Annotated in this window: 19 protein-coding genes; 8 read left to right on the top strand and 11 right to left on the bottom strand. The window is 68.3% G+C overall.

The genetic code is table 11. The annotated features are described in order from the left end of the window. Window positions 1-5: 5 nt before the first annotated feature. The 3 genes from J2Y49_RS30895 to J2Y49_RS30885 form a co-directional block, all read right to left on the bottom strand. Window positions 6-1,139 (bottom strand): acyl-CoA dehydrogenase, encoded by a 1,134-nt coding sequence (locus J2Y49_RS30895; protein WP_310119495.1) that lies wholly within the window; start codon window positions 1,137-1,139, stop codon window positions 6-8. Window positions 1,140-1,305: 166 nt separating this feature from the next. Next, a complete protein-coding gene (locus J2Y49_RS30890) occupies window positions 1,306-2,487 on the bottom strand; it encodes an acetyl-CoA C-acyltransferase (protein WP_310119493.1) in 1,182 nt (393 codons plus the stop codon). Window positions 2,488-2,555: 68 nt separating this feature from the next. Then, entirely contained in the window at window positions 2,556-3,728 is a 1,173-nt protein-coding gene (locus J2Y49_RS30885; RefSeq protein ID WP_136704033.1) for an isovaleryl-CoA dehydrogenase, read from the bottom strand. A 301-nt stretch (window positions 3,729-4,029) separates the two neighbouring features. On the opposite strand from J2Y49_RS30885, the gene J2Y49_RS30880 reads away from it, so the two are divergent. After that, window positions 4,030-5,025, top strand: a complete 996-nt coding sequence (locus tag J2Y49_RS30880) for a bile acid:sodium symporter family protein (RefSeq protein ID WP_310119491.1) — start codon at window positions 4,030-4,032, stop codon at window positions 5,023-5,025. Window positions 5,026-5,188: 163 nt separating this feature from the next. Here J2Y49_RS30880 and J2Y49_RS30875 read toward each other — a convergent pair whose 3' ends face one another. Both J2Y49_RS30875 and J2Y49_RS30870 read right to left on the bottom strand, forming a co-directional pair. Beyond that, entirely contained in the window at window positions 5,189-6,610 is a 1,422-nt protein-coding gene (locus J2Y49_RS30875; RefSeq protein WP_310119490.1) for a hypothetical protein, read from the bottom strand. Next, complete coding sequence (locus J2Y49_RS30870) at window positions 6,607-7,713, bottom strand: hypothetical protein (protein ID WP_310119489.1); 1,107 nt, start codon at window positions 7,711-7,713, stop codon at window positions 6,607-6,609. Before J2Y49_RS30870 ends, J2Y49_RS30875 begins: the two co-directional genes overlap by 4 nt. A gap of 413 nt (window positions 7,714-8,126) precedes the next feature. Here J2Y49_RS30870 and J2Y49_RS30865 point away from each other — a divergent pair, with 413 nt between their 5' ends. Then, window positions 8,127-8,531 carry a 6,7-dimethyl-8-ribityllumazine synthase gene (locus J2Y49_RS30865; protein WP_310119486.1) on the top strand — a complete coding sequence of 135 codons (405 nt, stop codon included), beginning with the start codon at window positions 8,127-8,129 and terminating at the stop codon, window positions 8,529-8,531. Window positions 8,532-8,622: 91 nt separating this feature from the next. On the opposite strand, the gene J2Y49_RS30860 is transcribed toward J2Y49_RS30865, so the two are convergent. The 3 genes from J2Y49_RS30860 to J2Y49_RS30850 form a co-directional block, all read right to left on the bottom strand. Continuing rightward, window positions 8,623-8,817, bottom strand: coding sequence for a hypothetical protein (locus tag J2Y49_RS30860; protein WP_310119485.1), 195 nt, complete (start codon window positions 8,815-8,817; stop codon window positions 8,623-8,625). 144 nt (window positions 8,818-8,961) lie between these two features. Continuing rightward, a complete protein-coding gene (locus J2Y49_RS30855; RefSeq protein ID WP_310119483.1) occupies window positions 8,962-11,469 on the bottom strand; it encodes a PAS domain-containing protein in 2,508 nt (835 codons plus the stop codon). 117 nt (window positions 11,470-11,586) lie between these two features. Further along, window positions 11,587-12,477 (bottom strand): LysR family transcriptional regulator, encoded by an 891-nt coding sequence (locus J2Y49_RS30850; RefSeq protein WP_310119482.1) that lies wholly within the window; start codon window positions 12,475-12,477, stop codon window positions 11,587-11,589. Window positions 12,478-12,552: 75 nt separating this feature from the next. Here J2Y49_RS30850 and J2Y49_RS30845 point away from each other — a divergent pair, with 75 nt between their 5' ends. After that, window positions 12,553-13,800, top strand: coding sequence for an MFS transporter (locus J2Y49_RS30845; protein ID WP_310119481.1), 1,248 nt, complete (start codon window positions 12,553-12,555; stop codon window positions 13,798-13,800). A gap of 5 nt (window positions 13,801-13,805) precedes the next feature. Next, window positions 13,806-14,336 carry an N-acetyltransferase family protein gene (locus tag J2Y49_RS30840; RefSeq protein WP_310119480.1) on the top strand — a complete coding sequence of 177 codons (531 nt, stop codon included), beginning with the start codon at window positions 13,806-13,808 and terminating at the stop codon, window positions 14,334-14,336. 20 nt (window positions 14,337-14,356) lie between these two features. Here J2Y49_RS30840 and J2Y49_RS30835 read toward each other — a convergent pair whose 3' ends face one another. Continuing rightward, complete coding sequence (locus tag J2Y49_RS30835) at window positions 14,357-14,611, bottom strand: hypothetical protein (RefSeq protein ID WP_310119478.1); 255 nt, start codon at window positions 14,609-14,611, stop codon at window positions 14,357-14,359. 95 nt (window positions 14,612-14,706) lie between these two features. Continuing rightward, a complete protein-coding gene (gene pyk, locus J2Y49_RS30830) occupies window positions 14,707-16,206 on the bottom strand; it encodes a pyruvate kinase (protein WP_310119477.1) in 1,500 nt (499 codons plus the stop codon). 382 nt (window positions 16,207-16,588) lie between these two features. Here pyk and J2Y49_RS30825 point away from each other — a divergent pair, with 382 nt between their 5' ends. Then, on the top strand, window positions 16,589-17,674 hold the full coding sequence (locus J2Y49_RS30825; RefSeq protein ID WP_310119476.1) for a LacI family DNA-binding transcriptional regulator: 1,086 nt from the start codon (window positions 16,589-16,591) through the stop codon (window positions 17,672-17,674). A gap of 51 nt (window positions 17,675-17,725) precedes the next feature. On the opposite strand, the gene J2Y49_RS30820 is transcribed toward J2Y49_RS30825, so the two are convergent. Beyond that, window positions 17,726-17,905, bottom strand: a complete 180-nt coding sequence (locus tag J2Y49_RS30820) for a hypothetical protein (RefSeq protein WP_310119474.1) — start codon at window positions 17,903-17,905, stop codon at window positions 17,726-17,728. Window positions 17,906-18,540: 635 nt separating this feature from the next. Between J2Y49_RS30820 and J2Y49_RS30815 the strand changes: the two genes are divergently transcribed. The 3 genes from J2Y49_RS30815 to J2Y49_RS30805 form a co-directional block, all read left to right on the top strand. Beyond that, a complete protein-coding gene (locus J2Y49_RS30815) occupies window positions 18,541-19,890 on the top strand; it encodes an MFS transporter (protein WP_409017940.1) in 1,350 nt (449 codons plus the stop codon). 99 nt (window positions 19,891-19,989) lie between these two features. Beyond that, window positions 19,990-21,324 carry a glucarate dehydratase gene (gene gudD / locus J2Y49_RS30810; protein WP_310119471.1) on the top strand — a complete coding sequence of 445 codons (1,335 nt, stop codon included), beginning with the start codon at window positions 19,990-19,992 and terminating at the stop codon, window positions 21,322-21,324. Between the two features lie 42 nt (window positions 21,325-21,366). Beyond that, the coding region (locus tag J2Y49_RS30805; RefSeq protein WP_310119469.1) for an NAD(P)-binding domain-containing protein at window positions 21,367-21,593 on the top strand (227 nt) is incomplete at its 3' end.

Genomic DNA, 21,593 nt, shown 5'->3' with positions numbered 1-21,593 from the left:
CTTGGTTATTGGGTGAGAGCGCGGCTGATGACCAACCGCTGGATGTCGCTGGTGCCCTCGTAGATCTGGCAGACCCGGACGTCGCGATAGATGCGCTCCACCGGGAAATCGTTGAGATAGCCATAGCCGCCATGGATCTGGATGGCGTCGGAACAGACCTTCTCCGCGATCTCGGAGGCGAACAGCTTCGCCATCGCCGCCTCCTTCATGCAGGGCACCCCGGCGTCGCGCAGGCTCGCGGCATGCAGCACCATCTGGCGCGCCGCCTCCACCCGGGTCGCCATGTCGGCGAGGCGGAAGGCGATGGCCTGATGCTGGATGATCGGCACGCCCATGCTCTGGCGTTCCTGGGCATAGCGGATGGCATGGTCGAGCGCGGCGCGCGCCATGCCGACCGACTGCGAGGCGATGCCGATGCGCCCGCCCTCAAGGTTCGCCAGCGCCACCCTATAGCCGGCGCCTTCGGCCCCGAGCATCAGGTCGGCGGGAACCCGGCAGTCCTCGAAGACGATCTGGCAGGTGTCGGAGCAGTGCTGGCCCAGCTTCTCCTCCGTCCGTGCCACCTGATAGCCCGGCGTGTCCGTCGGCACGATGAAGGCGCTGAGGCCCTTCTTGCCGGCGGCCGGATCCGTCACCGCGAAGACGATGGCGACATCGGCCTGCGAGCCCGAGGTGATGAACTGCTTGGTGCCGTTCAGCACCCAATGGTCGCCGTCGCGCCGGGCGCGGGTCTTGATCGCCGAGGCGTCGGACCCCGCCTGCGGTTCGGTCAGGCAGAAGGCGCCCAGCATCTCGCCGCGCGCCATCGGCTTGAGGAAACGGTCCTTCTGGGCGTCGGTGCCGAACTTCAGGATCGGCATGCAGCCGACCGAGTTGTGGACGCTCATGATGGTGGACACCGCACCGTCACCGGCGGCGATCTCCTCGATGGCGAGCGCGTAGGCGACATGGTCGGTGGCGGCGCCGCCGAACTCCTCCGGCACCAGCATGCCCATCAGGCCGAGTTCGCCCATCTCGGCCAGCTCGGCCTTGGGGAAAGCGCCGCTGCGGTCGCGCTCGGCGGCGGTCGGGGCGAGCCGGTCCTGCGCGAAGGCGCGGGCCATGTCGCGGACCATGGTCTGTTCTTCGGTCAGGTGCATGGGGCGTTTCCTCGGGCGATGGTTCTTAGTTTGGTGTCGTGCTGTGCCCCCTCCCCATCCCTCCCCCGCCTTCGGCGGGAGAGGGCGTAGGAGCTTTGCGGGAGTACAGCGGAGTTCCCTCTCCCTCGAAGAGGGGGAGGGTTAGGGAGGGGGCAAGCGCCTGCCCTTACACCCGCTCCACCGCAATCGCCGTAGCCTCGCCGCCACCGATGCACAAGCTGGCCACGCCCCGCTTCAGGTCGTACTTCTCCAGCGCCGCCAGCAGCGTCACAAGGATCCGCGCCCCCGACGCGCCGATCGGATGGCCGAGCGCGCAGGCGCCGCCATGGACGTTCACCTTGTCGTGCGGCAGGTCCAGATCGCGCATCGCCGCCATGGTGACGACCGCAAAGGCCTCGTTGATCTCGAACAGGTCGACGTCGCGGGCGGACCAGCCCACCTTGTCGAACAGCTTCTGCATCGCGCCGACCGGGGCGGTGGTGAACAGCGCCGGCTGCTGGGCGTGGTTGGAATGGCCCTTGATCTCGGCGATCACGCGCAGGCCGCGCTTGTCCGCCTCGCTGCGGGTGGTGACGATCAGCGCCGCACCGCCGTCGGAGATCGACGAGGCGTTGGCCGCCGTCACAGTGCCGTCCTTGGCGAAGGCGGGCTTCAGCGTCGGGATCTTCTTCGGATCGCCCTTGCCCGGCTGCTCGTCGGTGTCGACCAGCGTGTCGCCCTTGCGGCCCTTGACCAGCACGGGCGCGATCTCCGCCTTGAAGGAGCCGTCCTCCACCGCCTTGCGGGCGCGGTTCAGGCTTTCGATGGCGTAGTTGTCCTGCGCCTCGCGGGTGAAGTTGTAGCTGCTGGCGCATTCCTCGGCGAAGGTGCCCATCAGGCGACCCTTCTCGTAGGCATCCTCCAGCCCGTCGAAGAACATATGGTCCAGCACCTTGCCGTGACCCATGCGGTAGCCGGCACGGGCGCGGTCCAGCAGGTAGGGGGCGTTCGACATGCTCTCCATGCCGCCGGCCACCACGACCTTGGCCGAGCCGGCCTTGATCACGTCATGGGCGAACATCACCGCCCGCATGCCCGAGCCGCAGACCTTGGAGATGGTGGTGCAGCCGACACCCTTCGGCAACCCGGCGCCCAGCGCCGCCTGACGCGCCGGGGCCTGGCCCAGCCCGGCCGACAGCACGTTGCCCATGAACACCTCGTCCACCGCGTCCGCGGCGAGGCCCGAGCGCTCCAGCGCCGCCTGGATGGCGACGGCGCCCAGCTGCGGGCCGGTCAGGCCCATGAGGTCGCCCTGGAAGCCGCCCATCGGCGTGCGGACGGCGGCGGCGATGACGATGCTGTCGGTCATGGTGGTCGGTCCCTTTCCCTCGATGCTCTCTATGCTTTGCCGAACCGCTTTACGCAGTCTCCCAGCCTTCAGGCCGTTTCTTTGAACAGTTCGCGCCCGATCAGCATGCGGCGAATCTCGCTGGTGCCGGCGCCGATCTCGTAGAGCTTGGCGTCGCGCAGCAGGCGGCCGGTCGGGTACTCATTGATGTAGCCGTTGCCCCCCAAGGTTTGAATGGCCTCCAGCGCCATCCAGGTCGCCTTTTCGGCGGAGAACAGGATGGCGGCGGCGGCGTCCTTGCGGGTGGTCTCGCCACGGTCGCAGGCCTTGCACACGGCGTACACATAGGCCTTGGCGGCGTTCATGATCGTGTACATGTCGGCCAGCTTGCCCTGCATCAGCTGGAACTCGCCGATGGACTGGCCGAACTGCTTGCGGTCGTGGACATAGGGGATCACCACGTCCATGCAGGCCTGCATGATGCCGAGCGGACCGCCCGACAGCACCGCGCGCTCGTAATCCAGACCCGACATCAGCACGTTCACGCCGCGCCCGACGCCGCCCAGGATGTTCTCCTCCGGCACCTCGCAGTCCTCGAACACCAGCTCGCCGGTGTTGGAGCCGCGCATGCCCAGCTTGTCCAGCTTCTGCGCCACCGAGAAGCCCTTGAAGCCCTTCTCCACCAGGAAGGCGGTGATGCCGCGCGGGCCGGCGTTGATGTCGGTCTTGGCGTAGATCACCAGCGTGTCGGCGTCGGGGCCGTTGGTGATCCACATCTTGGTGCCGTTCAGGACGTAGCGGTCGCCCTTCTTCTCCGCCCGCAGCTTCATCGACACCACGTCGGACCCGGCGTTCGGCTCCGACATCGCCAGCGCGCCGATATGCTCGCCGGAGATCAGCTTGGGCAGATAGCGCCGCTTCTGCTCCTCGTTGCCGTTCTTGCGGATCTGGTTGACGCAGAGGTTCGAATGGGCGCCGTAGCTGAGCCCCACCGAGGCCGAGGCGCGCGACACCTCCTCCATCGCCACGACATGCTCCAGATAGCCCATGCCGGCGCCGCCGTATTCCTCCTCGACCGTCACGCCGAGGATGCCGAGGTCGCCCATCTTGCGCCACAGCTCGTTCGGGAACTCGTTGCTGTGGTCGATCTCGGCGGCGCGGGGGGCGATCTCGTTGGCTGCGAAGCTGCGCACCGAATCGCGCAGCATGTCGGCCGACTCGCCCAGGTCGAAATTCAGGCTCGGGTACTGGTTGGACAGCATGGCGTATCGCTCCCCTGGGAAATCATCCGTTCTTTTACCATACGTTACCGTATGGCGAGGCGGGTGGCAAGGGGCAAGCTGAGGCCCGTGAAACCCGCCTTTCCTCAAGGGATTAAGGCGGTCCAGCCGCTGCGGATACGCTGCCGCATCGTGGAAAGAGTCTTAAAAAGGCAGTCATTTCAACGCTGCCATGCGTGCCGTCCGGCTGGGTGCGGCATGGTCGCGCTTTCATATTGCTGCGGTGCGGGGCTAATTTCTGGATACCGTATACCTGAGGACGCTGCGAAGGAGCCTTGTGACGATGATCCGCGTACCGCGCCCGAACATGGACGGCTTCACCATCGCCCTGGTGGCGACCGTCGGTCTGGCGACCGTGCTGCCGGTGCATGGCCAGATCGCCCAGGGGGTGCATTATCTGGCGGAGGCGGCCATCGCGCTGCTGTTCTTCCTGCACGGCGCCCGTCTGCCGCGGGAGGAGGTGGTGGCGGGCATGTCGCACTGGCGCCTGCACCTGCTGATCTTCAGCCTGACCTTCGTCGCCTTCCCGCTGATCGGCTGGGCGGTGGTGGCGACGCTGCCGCACAGCCTGCTGCCGCCGGCCCTGGCGATCGGGGTGCAGTTCCTTTGCCTGCTGCCGTCCACCGTCCAGTCCTCCATCGCCTTCACCTCGATGGCGCGGGGCAACGTCGCGGCGGCGGTGTGCAGTTCCACCCTGTCCAACATCTCCGGCATCCTGATGACGCCACTGCTGGTGGCGCTTTTCCTGAACGTGCAGGGGGGCGCACTGTCGCTCGACACGCTGCAGACCATCGCGGCGCAGCTTCTGCTGCCCTTCGTAGCCGGACAGCTGCTGCGGCGCTGGGTCGGTGCCTGGGCGGCGCGGCACAAGGCGATGCTGAAATTCACCGACCGCGGATCGATCCTGCTGGTGGTCTACATCGCCTTCAGCGAGGCGGTGGTGAACGGCCTGTGGCATCAGGTGCCCCCGGCGGCGCTGGGCATGGTGGTGCTGATCGACTGCGCCATCCTGGCGTTCTTCCTGGTCGGCACGACGCTGCTCAGCCGCCGCCTGGGCTTCTCCCGCGCCGACGAGGCGGTGATCGTCTTCTGCGGATCGAAGAAGTCGCTGGTCAGCGGCGTGCCGATGGCCGGCGTGCTGTTCGCCCCGGCCACCGCCGGCCTGGTTCTGCTGCCGGTGATGGTGTTCCACCAGATCCAGCTGATGGTCGGCGCCGTCCTGGCCCGCCGTTACGCCGAGGAAGAGGAAGCACGCGACGCCCTGCCGGCGACGTCGTAAGAAAGCGCCCTCTCCCGCCCCGGGAGAGGGAGGGGACCCGCCGAAGGCGGGGAGGGTGAGGGGTGATCCGGACATGGATCCCTTGATCCTTGCTTTACCCCTCACCCTTCCCAAGCTTCGCTTGGGCCCCTTCCCTCTCCCGGGGCGGGAGAGGGAACACCCCCTACTCCGCGAACTCTCCCGTAGCCGCCATGATTGCGGTGCGAAGCCGGTCGGCCTTGGCGGGGCCGGCGACCATTTCCAGCAGGCGCAGGGCGTAGAACAGGTTGATCTCCGCCGTCTCCGCGTCGTCCGGGTCGCCGGCGGCCTTGGGATACTGCGCCAGCAGGGCGTGCGCCCGCTCCAGCAGGCCCTTTTCCATCGACGCCATGGCATCTTTCAGCGGCTGGTGCAGGCCGAGCGCGTCGGCCAGTCCCTCGCACCGGCGCAAGGCGCGGGCATGGTCCTCCGCCACGGTCTGGGCGTCGTCGTCCACGGCAACCGGCCGGCCATTGGCGGCGGGAGCCGCCACCGCGGTCAGGATGCCCTGGGGCGCGGTGTCGAGAACGCTGCCGGTCACCATTGTCCGCACCGCCGCCTTCACCGCGTCCAGCCGCTCGCGATAGACCGGCTCGGCCAGGAAATCCATGACGGCGGAGGTGGTGTTGACGCTGGCGACCAGCCGTTCGGCGATGGCGATGGCCTCCTCCGGAGCGATGGCGACGGCAGCTCCGCCGGCCCCGTCGCCCTTGCCATAGACGTTCCCGTCCAGGCGGACGCTCCGCTCCTCCAGGTTGGTGACGACCAGCCCGCTCAGTTGGGCGAAGATCACCGGCTGCTCCCGCCGCGCCTTGCCGAGGTCGATGTCGTTCAGCACGGCCAGCAGGTCGGCCGGGTTCGCCATGCGGGAGGCGGCGACCAGCAGCAGGTGATTGACCAGCGTCGGCGACTGGCGCGCCGCCGCCTGGGCCGCCTGCTCGATGGCCTGGACATGGTGGTCGTCCAGCGCCGGCAGCGGCTTGGGCGCCAGCGCGTCCTTCAGCGCCTCCACCGTCAGGCCGATGTCCAGGAAGGCGGCAACGTCCAGAACCTGCCGCCGCAGCTCCTCGTCGCCGTGCAGCAGCCGCCAGACCAGCTGGCGCGATCCGTCCTGCTCCACCGCCGACCGGATCGCCTGGGCGGCCATCGGCCACAGCCGGCGCCCGATGTTGCGCAGCGCGTTGAGGTTGCCGGGTGCCGTCTCCTGCACCTGCCGGTCGAGCTGGTCGATCAGGGCGGTGTCGCCGCACTCCGTCACCAGCCGCCAGACCGGTTCGATCACCCGCCGCTCGATGCGGCCCAGCGGCACGTCGGCGCCGCTGAAGCTTTCCAGCACATCCTCGAACGGCATGCACAGGACGCGCTTGATCGTCGGCCGGCGGCCCGGCCGCACCTGAACCAGCCGCGGGCGGATGGCGGCGAAGGTCTGGCGCACGTCGGGATGGTCGCGCACCCGCTCCAGCAGGCGGACGACCTCGATGAACTTGTCCTCGGGGATGTCGAACAGCCGGCTCTCCAGCCCCGGCAGGCGGTCGACCTCCCCCGTTCCGTCCGCCTTCTGCGTCATGGCGAGCGCGCTTTCACCGCCTCGATCCGGCGGATGGCGTCCATGTCCATCTGGCCCGTGCGCCAATCCTCCAGCATGCGGACGGAGCGGCGCTGGGCCTGCCTCACCTGCTTGGCATCCTCCACGAAGTCGCGGCTGGATTCCTTCCTCGGCAGCAGCGGCAGGATGCGGAACAGGTCGTTGACGGTCGCGGCCTGCTGGTGGTGGTCCTCGGTCTGCGCCACCTCCCAGGCCCCGGTGATGTGGCTCCAGCCGTCGAGCAGCCACGCCATCCGCGCCGCCTGGGCGCGCACGCGGACGATCTCGCTGTCCCAGTCGCGCATCAGCGGACCGATCGCCTCGATGCGGCGATGGAAGTCGCCCAGAACCTTGTCGCCGATGGCGATGGTGTGCTGCGCCACCTCCGCGCAGAAGGCGGCGACCGGGGCGGCCTCGCTCGGCACCTCGCGCGCCCAGTCGGTCAGGCTGTCGCGGAAGCCCTTCAGGTCGGTCAGCCCGCGCGTCAGCCGGCCGGGCTTGGGCGAGCGCGCCAGTCCGACCGGGGCGGCGACCGCGGCGACGTCGGCCAGCCGGGAATAGAGCAGGGTCGCGTCCATCCGCAGGCTTTCCGCCGCGCGGGTCATCAGCTGGCGGGTCAGCCGCTGCCCTTCGTCGGTGTCGATGCCGGCCTTCAGCATGTCCGGCGATTCCAGCCCGACCGCCTTCAGGATCGACAGGATCAGCAGGTAGTGGGTGAGGGTGCTCTGCTCCTCATCCTCTTCCAGCGCGAGGCGGGCGGCCTGCGCCGCCTTCGGCCCGGCCAGCCCGCGCCGCGCCGCCTTCAGCGTCGCCCGGCGGATCTCATGGGGGGAACAGGCGTCCTCCTTCACGATCAGGTCATGGAGATAGCGGTCGTGCATGGTCATCGACACCATGTCGGGCACCGATTTCCAGGCGACCACATAGATGCCCATGCCCTGCGACAGGCTGGGAATCAGCACCTCCAGCTTGGACCGTTCGCCGCGGCGCACGCGGGTCTGCGACAGCAGCGGCGTGGTGAAGGCCACCGCGGCCCCCCGTTCCTCGAAGGTCGACGGCGCGTACTCGATCGCACCCTTCAACATGATTGCCGTTCCGGATTCGCCTGATCGATCTGTTACGGCCGCGCCGCCCTTCAGGCCAGGACCGGTGCGCGCCATACCCACCCATTACTACATGGTCGCAACACAAGCGGCGGCGAGCAATTTGTACCGATTTGTAGCACGCTGCGACGGCCTGCCGCAGTTGGGAACGAACCGTATGCAAAGCCGAACCTTGACCGCGAACGGTTATCCTTCGCCGAAGCCTTGATGCAGTGCGGCGGAAGACGGGCCGCCCTTCGAAATGGAGTGCGACATCTTTCAAGGGTCAGCAGAAACTTTCGAACAGGCGACGCCCCTTGCGCTTTGCGCGGCGACGCGACAGTTTGGGCGCAGGTTCAGACCGTAACACTTCAGACCGCCGGACTTCAGGCCGCCAATCAGGGGAGAGACAGAGGGTGAGCAACATCGGCATCGTGCTCGGACGGTTCCACCGCAAAGAGGGGGAGGAGATGCTGGACGAGGCGCGCGCGGTCGCCGCCCGCCGGGGTCTCGGCATCGTCGCGGAGGTTTGGGTCCCCGGTTCGATGGAAAAGCCGCTGGCGATCAAGCGCCTGCTGATGCGCGACGACGTGGCCGGCGCGGTGGCGCTGGGCATCATCGAGCGGGGCGAGACCGAGCATGGCAACGTCATGGGCCATGCGGTGATCCGCAGCCTGATCGACCTGCAGCTTCAGTTCATGAAGCCGGTCGGCGTCGGCATCCTCGGGCCGGGCATCAACCCGTCGCAGATCCCGCCGCGCGTCCGCCCCTACGCCGCCGCCGCGGTGAACGCCTGCGCCGACCTGATCGAACAGGGCTGACGCATTTGCGTTTCGGCGGGGCTCCACCGATGCACAACACGCATCGCCCCGCCGAACGGCAGGCCGCCCCCGGTCGTCGGGGCGCCCGCACCTAACGCGACCGCCGCGACGCTCCCAAAGCACTTCCAAGAACGACCAGCCCCAGCCCAAGCAGCGCCAGCAGTGCGCCGGGTGTAGCGATCAGCACCGTCAGGGTGCTCTCCGGCGCGTCCAGCCCCATGAACACCACCGCCAGCAATGCCCACGCCCCGCCGCAGAGCATGGCGAGCCATCCGAGAATACTCACGATCCCTCCCGCGGAGCCTCCGCAAGACAGCATGCCGAGCTCTTCAGCTTAGGGCCGTGCCGCGGTCGAACAAAGTCCGGGCCGGAACCCGAGCCGCGACATTTGCGCCTTTCCTCCGGATGGCGAGGAAGGGCGCAAACCCGGTCAATGCAACCCCAGCAGTTCGCTGAGCGCGTGGCTGAGCTGGCGCGGGGTCACCGGCTTGTGGATGATGCCCAGCCCAAGGGAGGAGGCGTCGCGTTCGCACTCGGGGCCGGTCTCGCCGGTCAGGATCAGGCCCGGAACCGGCGGGCCGCCCGCCTCCTCGAACAGCGCGCGGATGCCGGCGATGGCCTCCGTCCCGAAGCGGCCTTCGCGCAGGCGGTAGTCGGCGACGACCAGATCGGGACGGCGGCCGCTGCGGCGCAGCGCCTCCACCGCCTTTTCGGCGGAACCGGCGACCAGCACCTCATAGCCCCATTCGCGGAAGATCGTCTCCAGCCCCAGCAGCACGATGGCGTCGTCGTCCACCACCACGGCGAAGCGGCCGTGGCCGGTCGTCGTCGCCTCCGCCGGGCCGAGCGGACGCTCGATGGCCCGGCCGAGCGGCAGGGCGATGACGAAGCTGGTCCCCTGCCCCGGCTTCGACTGGACGTCGACGGGATGGTTCAGCAGCTGCGACAGCCGCCGCACGATGGCAAGGCCGAGGCCAAGGCCGCGGTTGCGGTCGCGTTCCGGATTGCCGACCTGATGGAACTCCTCCCAGATGCGTTCCAGATGGTCGGGCGGGATGCCGATGCCGGTGTCGCGCACCTCGATCACCAGGCGGTCGCCGGCCTGCCGGCATTCGATGTCGATCCGGCCGCTCTCGGTATAGCGCAGCGCGTTCTCCACCAGATTGCGCACCATGCGGGTCAGCAGCGTGCGGTCGGTGCGGGCGGAGGCGTTGCAGGACAGGACATGAAGCTCCAGCCCCTTGGCCGCGGCGACCGGCCGGTAGGAGGCGGCGATGTGGTCGAACAGGGGGACCATGGGCACGGTCTCGATGTTCGGCTGCACCACCCCGGCGTCGAGCCGCGACATGTCCAGCAGGCTGTCCAGCAACTCCTTCAGCGCGTCCAGCCCGCGGCCGAGATGCTTCAGCGCGTTGGCCCCCTGGCTGCCCTGCACATGGGGCTTCAGCACGTCGACGAACAGCAGCAGCGCCTGCAGCGGCTGGCGCAGGTCGTGGCTGGCGGCGGCCAGGAACTTGCCCTTGGCGTGGTCGGCCGCCTCCGCCGACTCCTTCGCCTGCATCAGCGCCTGCTGCGCCTGCCGGCGGGCGGTGATGTCGCGGAAATAGACCGAAAGCCCGTCCGGGCTGGGATACATGCTGATCTCGACCCAGTCGCCGAGGATGGGAGACTTGACCTCGACGGTCATCTCCCGCCCTTCGCGCACCGCCTGCTTCTGCGCCTCGAACGCCTCGCTGCCCAGTACCTTGGGGAAGGCGTCCCAGAAGCGCCGGCCCAGCAGGGTGTCGCGCGACCGGCCCCACAGCTGTTCCGCCTTGCGGTTGATGTAGGTGAAGCGCCAGTCGTGATCGACGGCATAGAAGGCGTCGCTGATGCTCTCCAGGATCAAGACCGCCCGCTCGTGCGAGGCGCGCGCCTCCTCCTCCGCGCGCTTGCGCATGGTGATGTCGCGGGAGAAGCAGCCCACCCCCTCCGCCGTCGGCAGGATACGGATTTCCAGCCACAGCGTGGTGTCCTCGCCGTCCAGGCGTTTCTCCATGCTGGTCGGCACCCGCTCCGTCATGGTCTTGCGGCACAGCGCCTCCAGATCGGAGCCGGCGAGCTGGGGCCAGATCTCCCACAGGCGGCGGCCCCGGATCGCCGACAAGGGCTGATGGTCGAGTTGCTCGGCCCGCCGGTTCTGGTAGATCACCCGGTAATCGCGGTCGAGCGCCACCAGCGCCTCGTCGATGCTGTCGAGGATGTCGCTGGCACGCTTGCGCGCGTCGGCGATGGCCTCCTCCATCCGCCGCTCGTCGGAGCGGTCGTGCAGGATCCACAGGAACCCCTCCTCGTCGCCCTGCAGCGGCAGGATGGTCAGCGCCCCCCAGACCGCGGAGCCGTCGCGGCGGCGGAAGGCGCGCTCCTCCTGGATGCGCCCTTCGGCCAGCGCCCGCAGCCTCAGCGCGTCGGGCACTCCGGCCACGGCATCCTCCGGCGGGAAAAGGAAGTCGACCGGCCGGCCCTGCGCCTCCTCCTCCGTCCAGCCCAGGATGCGGACGGAACCGGGATTCCAGCTGGTCACCCTGCCGTCCGGCGCTAAAGTCAGGATGGCGTGGCCGACGGCGCTGTCCAGGATGGCGCGCAGCCGCCTTTCACTGTCTGCATGGGCGGCGCGGCTGTGCTCCAGGGCATCGAAGGCGGTGCGCAGATCCTCGTTGAGCGCGGTAACCGTCAGCAGGTCGTCGCAGCCGGTGCAGGCGGTGGCGAGCGTGGCCCGCAGCCGCGCATTCTCCTGCTCCAGCTCTTCCACCCGCGCCGCCAGCTGCGCATCGGGAGCGGTACCCGGTTGGACAGTCGGCTGAGTGTTCGGGGAAGCGTTCGGTTGGGCATCCGGACCCGCCCCGCCCCCCATCCGGCTGGTCGCGGGCTCATCCGGGAGAGACTGCGGCTTGGTCATAGGCGCTCAAGAAAAACGAAAGTCTCAGTAGACGAGAGTGCGCAAGACCGAAAGCCCCTGTAAACCCTCCAAAGGAAATAGGACTGATGATTGAAGAAGCGATCAATTTTATCTTTATCAATACCGCATATTTGTAATCGCCCTGACCATTGCACGCACGCCGGGATCAGGTACTTTGTCACGCCGCAAAACCAACCCTAGCGTGCGAACCAACGGCGGAGACAGAGGTTGGACTGCGAAGCGGTCGCAGTCGCCCGGTCCCTGGACGGTGACGGACGGCAGGATCGACCGGCCGAGCCCGGCGGCGACGAGGTTCTTGATCGCCTCGACATTGCCGAGTTCCATCGCCGGGCGCGGCTGCACTCCGCCGGCCATGAACCAGCCGTCGATCACCGCCCGCATGGTTCCGCCGCGCTCGTAGAGGATCAGCGCCCCGTCCGCCAGTGCCGCCGGGGCGATGCCGTCCGGCGCCGGCCCATCCCCGATCCGCGGCCCGACGCAAACGAGGTCCTCGCTGCACACCGGTTCGATGGACAGGCCGGCGCGGACGGCCGGCAGCGTGACCAGCGCGAGGTCCAGCGTTCCGGCCTCCACCGCGTCCAGGATGTCGGGCGTGTTGCCGGTGACCACGATGATCTCCAGCCCCGGTTGGGCGGCGCGCAGTGCGGTCAGGATCGGCGGCAGCCGGTAGATGCAGGCGGTGGCGCCGGTGCCGATGCGCACGCGTCCCGCCTGCCCGGCCCGGTGGCGTCCCATGGCGGCGGATGCCGCGTCCACCTCGTCGCGCATGCGGCGGATGAAGGGCAGCAGGTCGCGGCCGGCCGCCGTCGGCAATGCGCGCTTTCCCACCCGCTCCACCAGCCGCACGCCGAAGCGTTCCTCCAGATTGCGGATCTGCATGCTGACGGCCGGCTGGGTCAGGCCGAGCCGGCTTGCCGCCTCGGTGAAGCCGCCATGCTCGACGACGGTGGCGAAGGTGATGAGCTGGTCGAGGTTCAGGCCGCGCATACCCCCAGCTTTCCTTATGATTCGGATCAAATCAATAAATTTGCCTTTTCCACGGCGGTCCGCGACGGTGGGGCCATGACGACCGCAGCCATTCCCTCCTCCGCCCCCTCCTCCACATGGCTCGTGCTGCTGTGCGCCAGCCGCTTCGCCACGTCGCTGTCCTTCATGGTCTATGCCGGCGCGCTCGTGCCGGCGATGCAGGCCTGGGGCATGTCGGCGGGAGAGGCCGGATCGATCCAGACCGCCTTCAACATCGGCTATGCCCTGTCGCTGGTGGGATCCTCCTGGTTCGCCGACAGCCTGGGCGCCAAGCGCGTGTTCCTGTGGGCGAGCTGGGCCACGGCCCTGACCGGCCTCGCCTTCGCCTTCTTCGCCCGCTCGGCGGAAAGCGGCCTGCTGCTGTTCGCGCTGATGGGGCTGACGCAGGGCGGAACCTACGCCCCCTCCATCATGCTGGTGGCGCAGGGCGTGCCGACGGCGCGGCGGGGTGCGGCGGTCGGCTGGCTGCTGGCGGCGGGGTCGCTCGGCTACTTCGCCTCCATTGCACTTGCAGCATGGCTGGCGGAGCGGTTCGGCTACGAGGCCGCCTTCATCGCCTGCGGGATGGGACCGCTGCTGGCGGCGCTGCTCGCCACGCCGGGACTGCGCGGGCGCGTCAATCTGGTCGCCGGCGGCGGCGCACGGCGGCTGCGCGGCGCCTTCCGCTTCCTGGCCGACCGCCGGTCCTTTCTGCTGACCGCCGGCTACACCACCCATTGCTGGGAACTGCTGGGCATGTGGGCCTGGCTTCCCGCCTTCCTCACCGCCAGCCTCAGCGGCTCGGGAGACGGCGGAGCCGGCGTTCGCGGCCTGTGGATCGCCGCGGCCATCCATCTCTCGGGCTTCCTGTCGTCGCTGCTGATGGGCCGGGCGTCGGATCGGCTGGGCCGGCGGGCCGTTCTGGTGGCGATGGGGCTGCTGGGTGCGGCCTGTTCCTTCACCATCGGCTGGATGGACGGGATGCCGCTCGTCCTGGTGCTGGCGGTTGCCGCCCTCTACGGCTTCTCGGCGCTGGGCGATTCCCCCGTCCTGTCCACGGCGATGACGGAATCGGTCGAGCCGGGCAGCCTGGGGGCGGCGCTGGCCGTGCGCTCCATCCTCGGCTTCGGCGCCGGCGGCGCCGCACCGCTGGCGGTCGGGCTGGTGCTGGATCAGGCCGGCGGCATGGGCGGCCCGATGGGAGGCTCTCCCTGGGGCTGGGGTTTCGCGCTTCTCGGCGTCGGCGGCGGGTTGGCGACCGTCTGCGCCCTTCTCCTTCCCGCCGACCGTCCTCACCGGAGTTGAAACATATGCCTGCCATCACCGTGCGGGCGTCCACCGACGCCGACATCCCCGCCATCGCCGCAATCTACGCCCGCCATGTCCTGCACGGCACCGCATCGTTCGAGGAGGTTCCGCCGGACGAGGCCGAAATGGCCCGCCGCCGCGCCGACATCCTGGCCCGCGGCCTGCCCTATCTGGTGGCGGAGTGCGAGGGGCGGCTTGCCGGCTACGCCTATGCCGGGCTCTACCGCACGCGCAGCGCCTACCGCTTCACGCTGGAGAGCTCCGTCTACGTCGCCGACGGCATGGGCCGGCGCGGCATCGGCCGGGCGCTGATGGAGCCGCTGATCGAGATCTGCGAGGCGGCAGGATACCGTCGGATGATCGCGGTGATCGGCGACAGCGCCAACCACGGCTCCATCGGCCTGCATGCCGCCTGCGGCTTCCGTCCGGTCGGGGTGCTGCCGGCGGTCGGCTTCAAGTTCGGCCGCTGGCTGGACAGCGTTCTGATGGAACGCCCGCTGGGCGAGGGGAGCGACGGGCTGCCGGTCGGCTGACCCGGCTCAATCCGCCCCGATCAATCCGCCCCCAGCAGCTCGTCCCGGCGTGGGCTGGGCGCCTTCGCCATCGGCACCGTCCGCGGCAGCTCCACCGCGGGCAGGCGCCAATCGACCGGCGGGGCCGAGCCCGGCGTCGGCCGATGCTGGTCCAGCACCGCCAACAGTGTCAGCAGCGCCAGGGCCAGCGCCGCCGCCAGCAGCCGGCGGTCCACCCCGGCCAGCGGGCCTTTCCCGCCGCCGGGTCCGGTGTCGTCGCGATCCGGCAGGGCCATGCTGCGTCCTCCCCTTCCCATCGGGCCTCTTTCGACAGGCCTCATGTGCCGGGATCAGCTTGAACCATGCGGCCGATCGTCACAACAGGCGCCGCTCACGGAAAACATGCCGCGGTCTCGCGTTGCATCGAGGAGCCCTGCGACGGCCGCTCCACCCAGGCGATCCGCAGGATGTTGGTGTTGCCCGGAACACCGAAGGGCACGCCGGCGGTGATGACGACGCGCTGGCCTTCCTGGGCAAGCCCGCTGGCATGGGCATAGCGGACGGCCTTCTGCACCATCTCGGAGAAGCTGCCGATGTCGCGCGTGTGGAGGCTGTGCACGCCATAGGCAAGCTGCAGCCGGCGCGCCGTGGCCATGCTCGACGTCAGGCAAAGGACCGGCACGTCCGGCCGTTCCCGGCTGGCGCGCAAGGTCGTCGAGCCGGAGGTGGTGTAGGTCACGATCGCCGCCGCATGGATCGTCCTGGCAACCTGGCCGGCCGCCGCGGTGATCGCGTCGGCGGAGGTTTCCTGCAGGCTCGGGTGCTGGGATTCGACGATCTTGCGGTAAAGCGGGTCGGCTTCGACGCGCTGCGCGATGCGGTCCATGATCGACACCGCTTCCACCGGATACTCGCCCGACGCCGTTTCGGCCGACAGCATGACGGCGTCGGCGCCGTCATAGACCGCCGTCGCGACGTCCGACGCCTCGGCCCGCGTCGGCGCAGGGGCGGACACCATCGATTCCAGCATCTGGGTGGCGACGATCACCGGCTTGCCGGCCAGACGGGCCTCGCGCACGATCCGCTTCTGAAGCGCCGGGACATCCTCCGGCGGCAGTTCGACGCCGAGGTCGCCGCGCGCGACCATCACGCCGTCCGACAGTTCGACGATCAGTTCGAGATGCTCGATCGCCTGCGGCTTCTCCATCTTCGACAGCAGCGCGGCACGTCCGCCGATCAGCCGGCGCGCTTCCGCCACGTCCTCCGGCCGCTGCACGAAGCTGAGCGCGACCCAGTCAACGTGCTGCTCCAGCGCGAAGCTCAGATCCAGGCGGTCCTTCTGGGTCAGCGCCGACAGCGGCAGCACCACGCCCGGCACGTTCACGCCCTTGCGGTCCGACAGGCGGGTGCCGCTGACCACCACCGTATCGGCATGGTCCGACCCGCAGGCGGTGACGCTGAGCCGGACCCGTCCGTCATCCAGCAGCAGTTCAGCCCCCGGCCGGAGGGCCGCGAAGATCTCGGGATGCGGCATGCCCACGCGCGTCCCGTCCCCCGGTTCGGGCGACAGGTCCAGCCGCAGCGCCTGCCCCGGGCTGAGGGTGATCGACCCGTCGCGGAAGGTGGCGAGCCGCAGCTTCGGCCCCTGCAAATCGGCCATGATCGCGATGGGACGGCCGAATTCCTGCTCCATCTCGCGGATCACCCGCAGCCGCTCGCCATGGTCCGCGTGGCTGCCGTGGCTGAAATTCAGGCGAAAGACGTCGACCCCGGTGACGAACAGCTCGCGGATGCGCTCCGGCGTCGAACTGGACGGTCCGAGTGTCGCCACGATCTTGGTCTTGCGCTGACGCGGCGGAAGGCCTGATGGGCTGCTGCGGAGAAGGGCCATGGGCTGGTTACTCCTGAAGATGAGGCGCGGCGGAATGCGGCACGGCGTGTGGGCTGCGGCATCGCCGGGACGGCGGAGCACCGGCGCCGCCCGGAACCGGGGCTGGCGCAGCGGGCAGAGGATTGGGGACCGCGCTCCCGGCCAGCGGCGGATCGCATCCGATCCCGGCCACGCCGGTTTATGACAGCGCTGTCATCCGGCACCGTATCGCCGTGCCCATGGCTTGAGAAGGATTTTCTTGATCGCTTCCTGCGACAAGTCGCCCATCCTCTCGTTCATCTTGCCGAAGGGGCTTGGACCGGACCCTCCGGAACTTGGCAAACGGCGCCCGACAGCCCTATGTTGTCCTGAACTGTTGAACCGGCTTACCGAAGGTACATACGTGTCGGATTCTCTCCCCACCCATACCAAACGGAAGCCGGGCAAGAAGGCGCCCCAGCCGGATCAAAAAAAAGCCGCGCCCCGTACTTCCAGCCGCTCTTCCGGCAGCGTCACGCTGGAAGAAGTGGCGCGGATGGCCGGGGTGGCGCCGATCACCGTTTCACGGGCGATCAACCGGCCGGAACTGGTGACCAAGGACACGCTGGAGCATGTGCGGGAGGTGATCGCCCGCAGCGGCTATGTGCCGAACCTGCTGGCCGGCGGCCTCGCCTCCAAGCGCAGCCGGCTGGTCGCGGCGATCGTCCCGACCATCGGCAACTCGATCTTCGCCGAGGCGGTCGAATGCCTGACCGACCGGCTGGGCGAGGCCGGCTACAAGGTGCTGCTGGGCCTGTCGGGCTATCCGGCCTCGCGGGAGGACGAGCTGCTCGCCACGGTGCTGAGCCGCCGCCCCGACGCGGTGTTCCTCACCGGCATCACCCATTCGCCGCAAAGCCGGCAGCGGCTTCTGGCGGCGAAGATTCCAGTCGTGGAGACCTGGGATCTCACGCCCACGCCCATCGACATGCTCGTCGGCTTCTCGCATGAGAAGCTCGGGCGCGCGGTGGCCGCCTATCTGATCGGCAAGGGATACCGCCGCCTCGGGCTGGTCTGGGCGAGCGACGAACGCGCCGCCGTTCGCCGCCGGGGCTTCGAGGAGGCCGCGGCCGAGCGTGGCGTCACCGACATCCAGGTCGCGATCCTGCCGGCGCCCGGCAACCTGAAGCTTGGACGCGAAGGGCTGGCGAAGCTGCTGGACGGGCCGCAGCCTCCGGATGCCGTCTTCTGCAGCTCCGATGCGCTTGCGCAAGGCGTCCTGACGGAAGCCCAGGCCCGTGGCCTGTCGGTGCCGGGCGATCTCGCGATCATGGGCTTCGGCGACCTGGAATTCGCCCCCTACACCTATCCCGCCCTCTCCACCGTGCGGATCGACCGGCAGGCGATCGGCCGGCTGTCGGCCGAAGCGATGCTCGCCCGGTTCGAAGACAAGCCCGTCGAAAAGATCGTCGACATCGGCTTCGAGATCGTCGAGCGGGAAAGCACCTGAGCCCGGCCTGTCCGCTGGCCAGGGAAAGGGAAGGTCCGGTAAAGGACCCGATCAGGTAAAGGGAAGGTCGATGCCGAACACCGGAACATTCCGGACCCACTCCGCATGGCCGGCTTCGCCCTCGCCTGGGTCGATTCCGTGCAACACGGCGAGCTCCACCGCCGCGGCGAGTATCGCCATGATCATGAACTTCAAGGCGAAGCGATGAAATTCCGCCGGCTGTTCTGACATTTTACGCTCCTGATCGCGATGCGCAGGCATCGGGTGAAAGGGCGGCGGGGCCGTCCCCGTCGATGCCCATCATTGTTGACAGCGCTGTCACTGCGCACAACAGCCGGTGCCGCATGACTGGTTTTCCGATGCCGCAGTGCAGCGCAGCGCTATTATGGATTTCGACCCAACGGTTCCTTGCCGCTCGCAGCCCTATAATTTGGCAATGACTTGTCGGTCGCAGAGCAGAAGCGCAGCAGCGGTCGTGACCATTCCCTCTCCCCGGAAGTATAGCCTGACCTTGGCAAACGATGCGGCGCCCTGCCGCAGGTCGTGAGAAGAGCTTTTTGTTTTCAGGGCCTTAGACGGATCACGTTCTTTTTTCCCTGACAGCGTTGTCATAGATGCCGTGGAAGAGACGAATTTTTCCCTTGGATCTGCTGAATGGCAGCGCTATCAATTCGTCACTGATAGCGCTGCGAAACCAAGGGACCGCCCACTGGCAGGACCCGCAGAAGCGCCAAACCGTGACCTTCCGCAAGGCACACGCCAAAGCCCCCAAAAAGCAAGAATCGGGCTGGAGCCGGGCGGTATCATAGGGAGCAATGTCCATGTCCGCTGAAGCCTCCATACCAACCGACACGGTGGTTGACGGAATGGCCACACCGCCAACAGCAGCGAAGGCAGCCGCCGCCCAGGCGAAGCCGACGCATGTGCGCTATCTGATCGTGCTCATGCTGTTCATCCTGACCGCCGTGAACTATGCCGACCGCGCCACGCTGTCGATCGCCGGTCCCGCCGCCTCCAAGCAGCTCGGCCTCGACGCCGTTGCCATGGGGTACGTGTTCTCCGCCTTCGGCTGGGCCTATGTGCTGGCCCAGCTTCCCGGCGGCTGGCTGCTCGACCGGTTCGGTTCCAAGACCATCTATTTCTTCAGCCTGATCACCTGGTCGTTCTTCACCCTGATGCAGGGCTTCGTCGGCTTCCTCGGCGCCGGCACGGCGATCCTCACGCTGTTCGCCCTGCGCTTCATGGTCGGCCTGACCGAAGCGCCGTCCTTCCCGGCGAACTCGCGCATCGTCTCCGCCTGGTTCCCGACGGCGGAACGCGGCACCGCCTCGGCCGTCTTCAATTCGGCGCAGTATTTCGCCACCGTCATCTTTGCCCCGCTGATGGCGTGGATCACCGCGACCTATGGTTGGCAGTACGTCTTCTACGTCATGGGCGTGCTGGGCATCGTGCTCGGCTTCGTCTGGATGAAGGTTCTGTACAGCCCGAAGGACCACCCGCTCATCAACAAGGCCGAACTCGACCACATCGAGCAGGGCGGCGGTCTGGTCGACATGGACAACGCCAAGAAGGCCAAGGCCGGCGGCGGTCCGAAGCTCGGTTACCTGAAGCAGCTGCTGTCCAACCGCATGCTGCTGGGCATCTACATCGGCCAATACGCCATCACCACGCTGACCTACTTCTTCCTGACCTGGTTCCCGGTCTACCTCGTCCAGGGCCGCGGCATGACCATCCTGAAGGCCGGCCTGATCGCCTCGGTCCCCGCCATCGCCGGCTTCATCGGCGGCGTGCTGGGCGGCGTGATCTCCGACTGGCTGATCAAGAAGGGCTACTCGCTGTCCGTCGCCCGCAAGACGCCGATCGTGCTCGGCATGCTGATGTCGATGAGCATGATCGCCTGCAACTACGTCGATGCCGAATGGCTGGTCGTCGCCATCATGGCGCTCGCCTTCTTCGGCAAGGGCATCGGCGCGCTGGGCTGGGCCGTCGTGGCCGACACCTCGCCGAAGGAGATCGGCGGCCTGTCGGGTGCCCTGTTCAACACCTTCGGCAACACCGCCGGCATCACCACCCCGATCGTCATCGGTTATCTGGTCGCCGCGTCCGGTTCCTTCGACGGCGCGCTGATCTTCGTCGCCGCCAACGCCGCGGTCGCCATCCTCAGCTACCTGTTCATCGTCGGCGAGATCAAGCGCGTGGAACTCAAGACGCTCTGACCCGCCCGCGCCAAGCCCTGAACCGCCCCCCTCATCACACGATCATCCGAATGCGGAGCGCGGCACCGATTGCCGCGCCCCTTCCCTGGAGTTCCCGCCATGGCCACCCAATCCTCCCCCAAAGTCACCGAAATGCTGGTCGTGCCGGTCGCCGGCCATGACTCGATGCTGCTGAACCTGTCGGGCGCCCACGCCCCCTTCTTCACCCGCAACGTGGTCATCCTGAAGGACAGCGCCGGCCACACCGGCGTCGGCGAGGTCCCCGGCGGCGAGAAGATCCGCCAGACCCTGGAGGACGCCCGCGCCCTGGTGGTCGGCCAGCCGATCGGCGCCTTCAACAACATCCTGAACGCCGCCCGCAAGGCCTTCGCCGACCGCGATTCCGGCGGCCGCGGCCTGCAGACCTTCGACCTGCGCATCGCCATCCATGCCGTCACCGCGCTGGAAGCGGCCCTGCTCGACCTGCTGGGCCAGTTCCTGGAGGTTCCGGTCGCCGCCCTGCTCGGCGAGGGCCAGCAGCGCGACGCGGTCGAGATGCTGGGCTACCTGTTCTATGTCGGCGACCGCACCAGGACCGACCTGCCCTATCGCAGCGAACCCGATGCCAAGAACGACTGGTTCCGCCTGCGCCATGAAGAGGCCCTGACCGCCGAGGCGGTGGTCCGGCTGGCGGAGGCCGCCCATGACCGCTACGGCTTCAACGACTTCAAGCTGAAGGGCGGTGTCCTGGCCGGCGAGGAGGAAATCGAGGCGGTGACCGCGCTCGCCAAGCGCTTCCCCCAGGCGCGCATCACGCTCGACCCCAACGGCGCCTGGTCGCTGGAGGAGGCGATCCGCCTGTGCAAGGGCAAGGGCGACGTGCTGGCCTATGCCGAGGACCCCTGCGGCGCCGAGAAGGGATATTCGGGCCGCGAGGTGATGGCGGAGTTCCGCCGCGCCACCGGGCTGCCGACGGCGACCAACATGATCGCCACCGACTGGCGCCAGATGGGCCACGCGATTCAGCTGCAGTCGGTCGACATCCCGCTGGCCGATCCGCATTTCTGGACCATGCAGGGCTCCGTCCGCGTCGCCCAGATGTGCCATGAATGGGGCCTGACCTGGGGCTCGCACTCCAACAACCACTTCGACATCTCGCTGGCGATGTTCACCCACGTCGCCGCCGCGGCGCCGGGCAAGATCACCGCGATCGACACCCACTGGATCTGGCAGGACGGCCAGCGCCTGACCAAGGAGCCGTTCCAGATCAAGGGCGGTCTGGTCGCCGTGCCGCAGAAGCCGGGCCTGGGCGTCGAGATCGACATGGACCAGCTGGCGAAGGCGCATGAGCTCTACAAGGAACACGGCCTGGGCGCCCGCGACGACGCCATCGCCATGCAATACCTGATCTCCGGCTGGACCTTCGACAACAAGCGCCCCTGCCTGGTTCGCTGAACCCCGCCCCGCGACGACACGGTTACTTTGGAAGGAAAAGAGATGAGCAAGATCGGCTTTATCGGATTGGGGATCATGGGGGCGCCGATGGCGGGCCACCTGCAGGCGGCGGGCCACGCGCTGTTCGTCCACACCGTCGGCCCGGTGCCCGGCACGCTGACCGCCGGCGGCGCCGTCGTCTGCGGCTCCGGCAAGGAGGTGGCGGAACAGGCCGGGATCGTCTTCATCATGGTCCCCGACACCCCCGACGTGGAGAAGGTCCTGTTCAG

The sequence above is a fragment of the Azospirillum sp. BE72 genome, assembly GCF_031455875.1.
Classification (GTDB): Bacteria; Pseudomonadota; Alphaproteobacteria; order Azospirillales; family Azospirillaceae; genus Azospirillum.
This window is presented reverse-complemented; position numbering and strand designations above follow the sequence as displayed.